General features: G+C 54.9%; 10 protein-coding genes. 8 read left to right on the top strand and 2 right to left on the bottom strand.

Annotated features, from left to right (window positions below):
* Positions 1 to 570: 570 nt before the first annotated feature.
* A complete protein-coding gene (locus LKR43_RS08495; protein ID WP_227683606.1) occupies positions 571 to 990 on the bottom strand; it encodes a carboxymuconolactone decarboxylase family protein in 420 nt (139 codons plus the stop codon).
* On the bottom strand, positions 983 to 1,852 hold the full coding sequence (locus LKR43_RS08490; protein ID WP_227683605.1) for a LysR substrate-binding domain-containing protein: 870 nt from the start codon (positions 1,850 to 1,852) through the stop codon (positions 983 to 985). Before LKR43_RS08490 ends, LKR43_RS08495 begins: the two co-directional genes overlap by 8 nt.
* A gap of 139 nt (positions 1,853 to 1,991) precedes the next feature.
* On the opposite strand from LKR43_RS08490, the gene LKR43_RS08485 reads away from it, so the two are divergent.
* From LKR43_RS08485 to LKR43_RS08450, 8 genes are all read left to right on the top strand, one after another.
* Entirely contained in the window at positions 1,992 to 2,858 is an 867-nt protein-coding gene (locus LKR43_RS08485; protein WP_227683604.1) for a CoA ester lyase, read from the top strand.
* Between the two features lie 35 nt (positions 2,859 to 2,893).
* Positions 2,894 to 4,099 carry a CaiB/BaiF CoA-transferase family protein gene (locus tag LKR43_RS08480; RefSeq protein ID WP_227683603.1) on the top strand — a complete coding sequence of 402 codons (1,206 nt, stop codon included), beginning with the start codon at positions 2,894 to 2,896 and terminating at the stop codon, positions 4,097 to 4,099.
* Positions 4,096 to 4,980 carry an amidohydrolase gene (locus LKR43_RS08475; protein ID WP_227683602.1) on the top strand — a complete coding sequence of 295 codons (885 nt, stop codon included), beginning with the start codon at positions 4,096 to 4,098 and terminating at the stop codon, positions 4,978 to 4,980. The genes LKR43_RS08480 and LKR43_RS08475 overlap by 4 nt, the downstream gene beginning before the upstream one ends.
* A gap of 46 nt (positions 4,981 to 5,026) precedes the next feature.
* The gene (locus tag LKR43_RS08470) at positions 5,027 to 5,995 is read left to right on the top strand and encodes a tripartite tricarboxylate transporter substrate binding protein (protein WP_227683601.1); all 969 of its coding nucleotides are present in this window, start codon (positions 5,027 to 5,029) and stop codon (positions 5,993 to 5,995) included.
* A 243-nt stretch (positions 5,996 to 6,238) separates the two neighbouring features.
* On the top strand, positions 6,239 to 8,125 hold the full coding sequence (locus LKR43_RS08465; protein ID WP_227683600.1) for an amidohydrolase: 1,887 nt from the start codon (positions 6,239 to 6,241) through the stop codon (positions 8,123 to 8,125).
* The gene (locus LKR43_RS08460; protein WP_227683599.1) at positions 8,112 to 10,388 is read left to right on the top strand and encodes a mechanosensitive ion channel family protein; all 2,277 of its coding nucleotides are present in this window, start codon (positions 8,112 to 8,114) and stop codon (positions 10,386 to 10,388) included. The genes LKR43_RS08465 and LKR43_RS08460 overlap by 14 nt, the downstream gene beginning before the upstream one ends.
* A gap of 120 nt (positions 10,389 to 10,508) precedes the next feature.
* Complete coding sequence (locus LKR43_RS08455) at positions 10,509 to 10,721, top strand: AbrB/MazE/SpoVT family DNA-binding domain-containing protein (RefSeq protein WP_227683598.1); 213 nt, start codon at positions 10,509 to 10,511, stop codon at positions 10,719 to 10,721.
* On the top strand, positions 10,721 to 11,116 hold the full coding sequence (locus LKR43_RS08450) for a type II toxin-antitoxin system VapC family toxin (RefSeq protein ID WP_227683597.1): 396 nt from the start codon (positions 10,721 to 10,723) through the stop codon (positions 11,114 to 11,116). The genes LKR43_RS08455 and LKR43_RS08450 overlap by 1 nt, the downstream gene beginning before the upstream one ends.
* Positions 11,117 to 11,171 lie beyond the last annotated feature (55 nt).

Below are 11,171 nucleotides of genomic sequence, written 5' to 3'. Positions count from 1 at the left end.
CAATATGATGCAGTGGCACGGCGGCCCATTCGACCCGACCGCCTTCGATCTGCATGAGGCCAATCGGCGCTTGATGGAAATTCAGCTGTAACGCAAGACGGTACTGGGCGTACGCTTACTATCGAGCATCATCTAATGCACGACTAATCTTCCGAATGTAGATCTGACATCAGTTCGTCAGCACGGTCGAATCGATTGCCCCTCGGGTCTCAAGTTCCGCAATGGCTTTGCGTGTTTCGACATTGGGAACCTTTACGTCGAACGGCATGTCAGCGCAATACTTTAATGCCACTAACCAAGCAGTCAGTATGCACCAACATCTTCACCAAGTAGGGAAATCTAAAAAAATAGGACAAAATGATGGCGTCTGTCCGATTCTAGCTTTCTAATAGATTGATTTTGAAAGTTGCCAATCTAAGTTCAAATCGGATCCTACAAGGGGTGTAGGATCCCGCGAAAGCTTAGATTTTTCCTAGATTGTTCAGATGTAATGGAAAAGGCTGCCGTCAGGTGGTCTTTTCTGTTTTGGCGAGCTGAGTTTGGTCAACCGAAAGCCAAACGCTTGGTGACTCAGCCCTGCACTTCGTTAAGTATGTTTTGTGCCAGATTGAAGGCTGTGTTGGATGCGGGTACGCCGGCGTAGATGGCGTTCTGGAGCAGAACCTCTTTGAGCTCTTCAGCTGTCAGCCCGGTTCCGTCGGTGGCTTGCAGGGCTGCGCGCACGTGCAGCTCAAATTCTTCCCAGCGCCCAAGCGACATGGTGACGCTCAGTACCATGATGCGTCGCATCTGGCGTGAGAGGCCAGGCCGGCACCAGATCTCGTTCCAGGCGTAGCGTGTGATCATTTCCTGAAACTCGGTGTTGAATTCAGTGCGCCGGGACAGTGAACGGTCCACCCATTTGTCGCCAAGTACCTCTCTACGTATACCCAGGCCTTTTTCGTACGCTGATTGGGAGGTCTCTGTGGGAGGATTTGTCTTGTCAGTCATGGTCGGGCCTTGCGTAACGGGGTAGGGCGGCGATCAGCGCGCCTTTCGGAGATGCTATTTTCCATAATAGCCCGAAACTCCGGGCGACCGGCGCATCAGGCAAGGCCAGGGGCGTGATCTGCAGTCCGGCGATCAGCAGCGATTCAAAGCGGGGTACCAGCGACACCCCTTGCCGTTGATGAATCATCAATGCAATCGCAAGCAGAGAGTCCAGTTCGCATGTGTCATGAACCGCAATCCCGCGGTTTCGCAGGTAGGAGTCGGCCTGTCTGCCGCCGGCCAGTTTGCGGTCATATCGGATAAATGGCTGTGTCCGCAAAAGATCTTCAATAGGATGTTGTGCAAGGTCGTTGTGCACAAGCACTGTCAGGGGCTCCTCCCTGAGTTGTATCCAGTGGAATGTTTTGGGCAGCTCAAACGGTGGATGCTGGCAAATAGCCAGATCAATCACGTCTTCTTGTAGTTGCTGAAACAAGGTCGGTGAAACGTTGGCGTGAACATGCAGCTGCACATCGGGAAAATCGGCGGCGTATCGGGCCAGAATATCGGGCAAAAGACTATGCAAGGCCGAGTTGATGCTGCCCAGCCTGAGCTCGCCTGTCATTGCACTACCGTGTACCGTTACCCGGGCCTCTTCCAGCTGAGCCAGTGGCCTTCGGGTGCTGTTCAACAAGCGGTAGCCTGCGTCGGTTGGGGTAACGCTGCGACCGGAGCGGACGATCAGTTTGGCGCCCACGTCTTTCTCAAGGGCTTTTAGTTGGTGTACCACTGCGGCTGGAGAGATCTCTAGTTGGCGTGCTGCTTGCGCCATGGAACCCACCTGGGCCACCAGGTGCAAGGTTTTAAGAAATCGAAGATCCACTGAAATACGCCTTTCAGGCAATCGCTGCCCGCGCTTAAAGTTAAGTTTTACTTAATTATAAAAGCTATCAAACCTGCTGGTTTTTTGCTTCTTATGCCCCTAGACTGATTTATCTATCACAAGACGATGGACACACACCATGCGCAGTAAATTATTCGTCCCGGGCTCACGGCCAGACTTGTTTGCCAAAGCGTTTGCCGGGCCGGCCGATGCCATTTCGCTGGATCTTGAAGATTCGGTGAGCGCCGAACAGAAAGCCCAGGCCAGGCAAAACATTGTTGGCTGGCTGGATCGCATGGATGACGACGCCACGCTGCGGAATGGGAAAGTTGTGATTGTTCGCATCAATGCGTGCGATACCATCGAGCATCAGGATGATCTTGCTGCTTGTGTGCGTTCAGGTGTGGACCTGATCAACTTGCCCAAGCCAGACTCGGCCGACCAGGTCCGCGAGGTTTCCCATGAGATGAGCAGGCTGGAGGCGCGGCACGCGCTGTCGCAAACGACAGGTTTGTTGTTGAATATTGAAACGCCGCGTGCCTTGCGTCTTGCCGCTGATCTTGCGGCGGCGGATGCGCGTGTGCGCGGCCTGCAGTTGGGTTTGGCTGATCTGTTCGAGCCTGCGGGCATTGCACGGCATGAACGCAGTGCGCTCGAACAAGTGCTGTTCCAGACGCGTCTGGCGGCCGCCGAAGCCGGCGTCTATGCCATCGATGGGGCGTTCGCCAACATTAAAGATACGGAAGGATTTCGTGACGAGGCTGCGCTGGCTCGACGCATGGGTTTTATCGGAAAGAGCTGCATACATCCCAGTCAGATAGCCTTGGCGAATCTTGCATTTATGCCTACTGCCGAAGAGATTGAATTTGCGCAGCGCGTCGTTGATGCAGCTAATCACGCCCGTGCGCAAGGGCAGGGCGTGTGTGTCGTGGATGGCAAGATGATAGATGCCCCCTTTGTTCAGCGCGCCAAGGCAATTCTGGATACGGCACGGCCAACCCCATGACAGCGAAGCCCGTCCCAACGAGAGAGAACCAAGACATGTCGAATACTCACAGTCCACGCGGCCAGCCCAGCCCCTTTCCGCCGCGTAGCGGTGCAGCCGGGCCCCTGAGCGGGATACGTGTGCTGGACCTGAGCGCATACATTGCCGGGCCCTATGGTTGCTCTTTGCTTGCGGACATGGGGGCCGAGGTGATCAAGATAGAACCGCCTGTCGGCGACAATCTACGCAAGTATCCGTCGACACTGCAAGCTGAAAGCCGGGCCTTTCTGGGCGTCAACCGCAGCAAGATCGGTGCGGTGCTCGATTTGAAAAACCCTGAAGACCAAGCTCGCTTGATCACCCTCGTCGAGACTGCGGATGTGTTTGTGCACAACTTCCGGCCAGGTGTGCCCGAGCGTTTGGGTATCGACTATGTCAAGCTTGCTGCACTGAATCCGCGCCTCATCTATTGTGCGGTCACAGGATACGGTGAAACCGGGCCGCTTAAGGGTAAGGCAGGCTACGATCAAGTCCTGCAAACGCTTAGCGGTATGTGCACACTGCAGGGCAAGGATGGCGGGCCACCAGAGATTCTGTACGGTTCCGTGGTCGATTACTATGCGGCGGCATTGCTTTTCGGTGCGGTGTCCTCGGCGCTTTACGAACGCGAGCATAGTGGCCAAGGGCAATATGTAGGGGTTTCGCTGCTGCGCTCGGCGCTGGCCATGCAATCTGCGCGGCTGGTGTGGGCTGATTCCGAACCCAAAGAAGTGTGGCGTGATATGCGCTCGGGCGGCGTTACCGGCATTCATCCCACCAAAGACGGTTGGCTGTACATCTCCGCCAATACACCACGATTCTGGGCGGCATTATGCGAAAAGGCCGGATTGACGGACTTGCTGTCCAATGATCGTTATGACACGGTGCGCAAGCGTGCCGCGCACCATGAGGAAATCATTCCCCGTTTGCATGCCGCGCTGCAGATGCGCAGCGCGCTTGAATGGGAGACGCTATTTGGCGAAGAGGTGCCTTGCGCTGCAGCGCGGGCAGTGGAAGACATGTTCAGCTTCCCGCAGGTGCAGGCCGAAGACATGATTGCGGTCTACGACCACCCAGAGGTGGGTAAGTATCGCGGCTTGAAGCGCGCAGTCAAATTCAGCAGAACGCCTGGACCAGAGCCCTTCGCTGCGCCGACCTTGAATCAGCACGGGGAGCTTATCGCTGCCGAGGTTGAGCGCTTGAAGCCAGGGAGTGTTGAATGAGCGAAGTTCGCCCGACCGATGGCATTTCAATACCGAATTCCACCGCGTATCGGCGTCCTCGTCTCGCCGTGCCTGCTGGCGCGTGTGATGCGCACATACATATCTACGAGCCATCGTTTCGGGCACAGGATGGCATGGTTAATGGCGCAACGGTGGCTTCATATAAAAAGCTGCAGGCGTTGCTGGGCACGACGCGCGCTGTTGTTGTGCAGCCGCGCGTATATGGTACGGATAACGCTGCCACACTGTACGCAATCAGTGCCTTGGGTATTGAGCAAACACGCGGCATAGCCGTTGTCGCTGCCGATATTGACGAAGCGGCACTACAGGCGCTGCACGACGGTGGTATTCGCGGTGTGCGCCTGAGCCTGCATGCGCCCAATGCCGGCGCAGGTGACTTCAATGATGTAGAGCGTCTGGCCAATAAAGTGGCGCCTTTCGGCTGGCATCTGCAACTGCATTGGACGGCAGACCAAATAGCGCAGCAAGCAGCCTTGCTCAAGCGTCTGCCTGTGCAGCTGGTATTTGATCACCTCGCCAGATTGCCCTTGTCCGACTCGTTTTCTCACCCGGCTTTTCCTGTCGTCAGGACCTTGCTGGAGTCCGGACGTGCGTGGGTTAAGTTAAGCGGCCCCTATCTTGATTCTGTGGCTGGTGCAAAGGGTGGTTATCACGACACCATTGCATTGGCCCGAAAATGGTTGTCCGTTGCGCCCGACAGGGCGGTGTGGGGTTCAGATTGGCCGCACGTGACCGAACCCCTGCATAAACCGGACGACACACAGCTTTTGGAGCTTCTTGCCGATTGGTGCAACGATGACTCCCTGCAACAGCGCGTGCTGGTTGATAACCCCGCGCATCTTTATCAATTCAACCCTTAGTTGTAATCCCCTTGCTGCAACAACGAAATATAAAAGGAGCTCTCCCATGAAACTCAATCGATTCACGCTTACCGGTATTGCAGTCAGCTTTGCGTTCGCGGCCTCCGCGTCATACGCCGCCGATTATCCAGAACAGACCATCACCTTGGTTGTGCCCTACTCGGCAGGCGGTGGCGCTGACAATGCGGCCCGTATTATTGCTCAGGGTATGGAAGCGGTTAGCGGCCAAACGGTCGTGATCGACAACCGGCCTGGCGCCAGTGGCTCTATTGGTGCAGGTGTCGTGTCACGGGCTAAGCCGGACGGCTACACCGTGTTGTACGATGCGTCCTCTTTTGCGATCAACGCTGTGTTGCGCACGCTTCCTTATGATGCAGACAAGGATTTCATTCCGGTGACGTTGGCCGGCATTGTTCCCAACATCCTGGTGGTGTCGACCGATTCACCCTACAAGACACTGGATGACTATGTGTCGGCTGCCAAAGCAAAGCCCGATACGCTGACCTACGCCTCGTATGGTCCTGGAAGCCTGGCTCAAATGGCAGGCGAGCTGCTGAAAATAGATACCGGCATCGAAGTGACCCACATACCCTATAAGGGCGGAGCGCCCGCCATTGTGGACGTTATGGGTGGCCACGTGGATGCCTACTTTGCCAATGCGGCTTCGGGTCTGTCGTATGTAACGCAAGGAAAACTGCGTGCGCTGGCTGTAACGTCGAAAGAGCGTATGGATGAGCTGAAAGACACCCCCACCATGATCGAGTCGGGTGTAGAGGATTTCACCGTTTACGAGTGGAACGGGTTCTTTGTGCCGCAAGGCACGCCCGCCGAGGCTGTAGATAAGCTGGCCCAAATCGTGCAGGGTGCGCTGGAGCGTCCGGATGTTCACGAGCGCCTTTCTGGTCTGGGGCTGGAGCCTGTAGGAAACTCGCCTGAAGAGTTCGCAGAGTTCGTCAAGAGCGAGAAAGCGCGCTGGGCCGACGTTGCCAAGACCAACAACATTAAGGTGGAATAAAACTCCATCGGCCGGCCGGGCGACATCAGGCCATGTGCCCGGTGAGCTCCAGGTAAAGAGGGCTGGGTAGCCTACCCAGCCCTCTTTTGTTTGACCAGATGGTGTACCGCTTCAGCACGAGCGACACGATTTTAACGTTCACGCCGGTTGGCGTCGTGCCGCATCGTTTAGACTATGGCAACGGTGTTCGATCAAACACCCAGTCTGTAACTAATTTCTTCAAAAGAAAGGAGATGAAAGCTGATGGCTATTCCAAAAATGTGCAGACTGATACCCTTGCTGGGCTCTTTGCTAGTGTTGCAACCAGTACTTGCCGTTGAACTCGCCGACCAGATATGGGAGGGGGGGCCGATCCTTACCATGGATGACAGCCAGCCGCGTGTGGAGGCAGTGGCTACCAAAGGCGGGAAGATCATTGCCGCCGGTACCAGTGAAGAGATTGAGCAATACAAGGGCGCGGAAACGATTACGCACGACCTTGCAGGGCGGACCTTGCTGCCGGGATTTGTCGATGCGCATGGCCACGCTTTCATGATTGGCCTTCAGGCGATTTCCGCCAATCTGCTATCGCCTCCCGATGGTAAGGTCAACGATATAAAAAGCCTGCAAGACATGCTTGCGGCGTGGTCCACAGAGCATGCCAGTACCCGAAATTCCATCGGGATGATTCTGGGCTTCGGTTACGATGACGCACAACTGGCCGAGCAAAGGCATCCCACACGTAAAGACCTGGACGCGGTATCCAAAGAGCTGCCGGTGCTCATTATTCACCAGTCGGGTCATATCGGTGTCATGAATTCCAAAGCGCTTGAATCAGCGGGGATTACCGCCGACACTCAAGACCCAGAGGGCGGAGTTATCCGCCGTGAAGCCAACTCACAAGAGCCAAACGGCATACTGGAAGAGGCGGCTTTTTTTGCCTCCCTGGGTAAACAGTTCGGCAAGATGACGGCAGAGCAGGCACAAGTCCTATTCGAGCAGGGAACAAGGCTGCTGAGCCAATATGGGTACACCACAGGACAAGAAGGCCGCGCAACATCTTTTATCGTGCCTTTCATGCAGAGTGCGGCCTCAGCCGGCCGTATTCCCATTGATGTGGTTGCGTATGTCGACGTCATGGAAAACCGGGATTTTGTGGCGGCTAACGCTAGCCAGGACTACACGGATGGCTTCCGGGTGGGCGGGGCGAAACTGACCATAGATGGTTCGCCGCAGGGGTTTACTGCGTACCGTGACCGACCGTACTACAACCCGCCCGAGGGCTATCGGGCCGATTATCATGGTTACTCGGCCGTCAGTGCCGAACAGACTTTCGATGCGATCGACTGGGCGTTCGCCAACGATGTGCAGATTATTACCCATGCCAACGGTGAGGCGGCCTCCGACTTATTGCTGGCCGCTGTCAAAACAGCCGAGGCCAAGCATCCGGTCAAGGATCGCCGTGCTGTGCTTATTCATGGTCAGTTTCTTCGTAAGGATCAAGTTGTGGCTCTGGATGAGCTCGATATTTTTCCTTCGCTGTTTCCCATGCACACTTTTTACTGGGGCGACTGGCATCGTGACCGCACGGTTGGCCCAAAGAACGCTGACAATATCTCGCCTACAGGCTGGGTGCGTGAAAGGGGCATGATGTTTTCCACTCACCACGACGCGCCTGTTGCGTTCCCTGACTCGATGCGGGTGCTTTCGGCTACGGTTACGCGCCGCACGCGTTCGGGAGACATTCTGGGGCCTGACCAACGAGTCGATGCCATGACGGCGCTTAAGGCCATGACTATTTGGCCGGCCTATCAGCATTACGAAGAAGACAGTAAAGGCTCTTTAGTGCGGGGCAAACTCGCTGATTTCGTTATTCTGTCGCAAGATCCCACAGCAATTGATCCAGAGCTACTACATCAAGTGGTCGTGGTAGAAACGGTCAAAAAGGGTAAATCGATTTATCGCCACAATGATGGCGACAATGCCGCACCTGCATCCGCTGCAGCAGGCGACGTGTTTGCGCGCATGCTGAACCACTGGCAGCACAGCAATGAAGAGCGTGGGGTTGCCGGCCACAGCCATGGACCCGAGTTGTTGATGGCGGCAATACTCGAAGGCCTTGAGTTGCGACAGACCCATGAAAAACACTAGCATTCGTGGGGGGCTTCTTAGCGCTTTCCTGGTCGTTATATTGGGCATAGTGGCGCCTTTCGCGTATGCCCAGCAGATTGACTGGACGGGTGACTGGGATGCCACCTGGAAGCATCGGGGCGCACGAGTATCGTTGGTACAAGATGGTGATCAGGTAACGGGCGGATATAAGCTTTATGGCGGTACGATCCAGGGGACGATCATCGGGCGTGAGCTTAGAGGCGTCTGGAAAGAAGGTGGCCGCCAAGGTACGTTTGTTGCGGTCATGTCCACCGACACTAGAACGTTCACTGCCCGGTTTGGCACAGGCGAATGGATGACAGGCATCAGGGTACTGGCCGATAACCAATTCCTTGGCGAGCAACTGGACCGATCCATACCTGCCCAAAGCGTTTACCATTTTTTGTCGATTATGAACGCGGTGGGCCCGGGCAGGATGGAGCTTCAAAGCGAGGCTTCGCTGTTTATTGATTTTGCTGAGCAAGAGAATGTCGGGGTCAGCAAGCTGGAATATACACAAACGCTGCTTTCGGTATTGAATGGGCTTACTTTTCCGGTGTGGACGTCGTTGAACCGTCCTGCAGGATCAGAAATTTCGGTAACGTTGGGGCAGGCCGGAACCGACGTTGCCTTTGTCTTGCGCATGGTTAAAAAAGAAGGTCAATGGTTGCTGGCGCCGCCGCCCATGCACGAGCTCAAAGCCACCGCGCACGCCCTTTCTAAAGCACGCCCGCAGGTACATGGGCCCAGGGCAGGCCTGCAGTCACCCCGAGACACCATGCGCACGCTTGTTCACTCGTTTTCCGAGGCAGGAGACTCGATGGAACAGGCCATGTCAACATTGAACATGTCTGGTTTGTCGGCGCTGGCGAAGGAATATGAAGGCCCCAAGCTGGCACGCTACGTTAACCGGTCGCTGCAGCGTATTGGCCCTTTGACATGGCAAGAGATTTCGGATGACCCGGCGCGCACGTCGCCTTATCTGCACTTTGAGCATCCGTTCGGCCGTATAGAGATCGGACCGGTCATAACCGAAGACGGCGTTGTCTGGCAGTTCACGCCGGAAACGCTGGAGACGATCCGTGCCGTTTATGCGGCATTGGATAATTTTCCTCCTAGCCAAGTCTTGTATTTAAAGCCCTCGCAAGAGAGCTTGTATTTTAAAGCGCGTGATTTCGTCAGCCATATCAACCGAGGCTTAGTCGAGAAAGTTGGGCCTATGGAAGTCTGGCAATGGCTGGGCCTTTTGGCAGCGCTTGTTATGGCCTTGGCATTGGGCCGGGTGCTGAATATGCTGTTTCAGGCTTTGGTGTTACGCCATTTTTCACAAGCATCAGGGCAGCGTTTCTTTACACGATGGCTGTTTCTATGGTCATTCCGTTTTCTTGCCATCGGGCTGGCGTTGCGTGTTGCGGATCGTGTTCTGGGTTTTCCGGATTTGGTGCAGGTCGTGCTTGTTGCCGTTAGCTGGACCTGTGCCATACTTTCTTCCATGATGTTGGTGTTGCTTGGGGTGGGCATGGTTGTGGGCCACCTTAAAGCCACAAATGCCATCCATAGCAGCCACATTACGCCGTTGTCTTTCGTAGCGGGCATTATTCGCGTGGCGGTTGTGGTATTTGCCATGTTGATGTTGGCCGACGTCTTGCAGGTTCCGTACCAAAGCGTGTTGGCTGGTCTGGGGCTTGGCGGCTTGGCTGTGGCGCTTGCTGCTCAATCAACATTGCAAAACTTCATATCAGGCATTACCTTGTATTTTGACAAGCCCATCGCGGTTGGAGACTATTGCCAGTTCGGTGACAAGTCTGGCACGGTAGAATTCATTGGCATGCGGTCGACTCGTATCCGCACACAGGCTCATACCTTGTTAACCATTCCGAACAGCGAGTTCTCGAACATGCAGATCGAGAACTACGCCAAGCGTGATCACATGTTTTTGATCACCACGCTGAATCTGCGCTACGAGACATCTCCGGAACAATTGCGCCATTTGCTGAGCGAACTTCGCGCGCTTTTGCTTGCCCACCCCAAAGTGGCGAACGATTCCGTAACGGTAAGGTTTGAAGGTTTTGGCGCACACTCGCTTGATATCGCCATTGCCGCCTATGTCTTGTCCAACGACTATTCAGATTTTGTCGAAATTCGTGAAGATATTTACTTGAACATTATGCAAGTGATAGAGGCTCTAGGAACCAAGCTGGCGGTCCCGGCGGTTGTTAATTACAACTCCAAAGACAGTTGGCCTGAGGCGTGTGCTACCTAACGCGTCGTATATGCCGGGAAGTGCGCTGCGTGACGATATGCTGCATACCCTGAATACCGCTCCTCCAGGAAGAAATGGTATATTCTTACCAGATGGCCATCGATCATAAAGAGGTATGAAGTGACTGCAACCACAACGTTATCGAGCAAATTCCAGATATCCATTCCAAAAGCTGTGCGTGAAATGCAGCACTGGAAAGCAGGTCAGGAATTCGTGTTTATCCCCAAGGGTAAGGGCGTGCTGATGATGCCAGTGCCTGAGTTGAATGAGCTCGCCGGTATGGCGAAGGGCGCCCGTACGGATGATTATCGCGACCGCAAGGATCGCTATTGATGGCGATGAAGCCGTGTGTGGTCGATACTTCGGCCTGGATCGAATGGCTCGCCGGCAGCGCGCTGGGTAAGAAGCTTGGCGGTCAGTTTCCCGAAAGAGCACAGTGTATTGTTCCCACTATTGTGCAGCTTGAACTATCGAAGTGGTTGGTGCGCGAGCTTAGTGAAGACCAGTCCGATCAAGTAATTGCCTACACCCAGAAGTGCATCGTCGTGCCTCTGGATACTTCTGTTGCTCTGCTTGCGGCGGATTTGCATCGAGAGCATAAACTGGCCACCGCCGATGCTATTGTTTACGCAACGGCACGCCACAAGGGGGCTGAACTGCTTACTTGTGATGCATACTTCAAAGGGCTGCCTGACGTGGTGCTGTTTGCCAAGGCTGTCAGGCAATGAGATCGCACCTTGTCCGACGTGCAAATAGATTAAGCTGATAAAGAAAGGAGGACAG

It is taken from the genome of Pusillimonas sp. MFBS29 (genome assembly GCF_020687695.1).
In the GTDB taxonomy this organism is placed as follows: domain Bacteria; phylum Pseudomonadota; class Gammaproteobacteria; order Burkholderiales; family Burkholderiaceae_B; genus Pusillimonas_C.
This window is presented reverse-complemented; position numbering and strand designations above follow the sequence as displayed.

What these genes read in the sequence shown, in the direction of transcription:
- LKR43_RS08495 (WP_227683606.1), bottom strand. Translation starts at nt 990, where the DNA reads ATGACTGACAAGACAAATCCTCCCACAGAGACCTCCCAATCAGCGTAC.
- LKR43_RS08485 (WP_227683604.1), top strand. Translation starts at nt 1,992, where the DNA reads ATGCGCAGTAAATTATTCGTCCCGGGCTCACGGCCAGACTTGTTTGCC.
- LKR43_RS08480 (WP_227683603.1), top strand. Translation starts at nt 2,894, where the DNA reads ATGTCGAATACTCACAGTCCACGCGGCCAGCCCAGCCCCTTTCCGCCG.
- LKR43_RS08475 (WP_227683602.1), top strand. Translation starts at nt 4,096, where the DNA reads ATGAGCGAAGTTCGCCCGACCGATGGCATTTCAATACCGAATTCCACC.
- LKR43_RS08470 (WP_227683601.1), top strand. Translation starts at nt 5,027, where the DNA reads ATGAAACTCAATCGATTCACGCTTACCGGTATTGCAGTCAGCTTTGCG.
- LKR43_RS08465 (WP_227683600.1), top strand. Translation starts at nt 6,239, where the DNA reads ATGGCTATTCCAAAAATGTGCAGACTGATACCCTTGCTGGGCTCTTTG.
- LKR43_RS08460 (WP_227683599.1), top strand. Translation starts at nt 8,112, where the DNA reads ATGAAAAACACTAGCATTCGTGGGGGGCTTCTTAGCGCTTTCCTGGTC.
- LKR43_RS08450 (WP_227683597.1), top strand. Translation starts at nt 10,721, where the DNA reads ATGGCGATGAAGCCGTGTGTGGTCGATACTTCGGCCTGGATCGAATGG.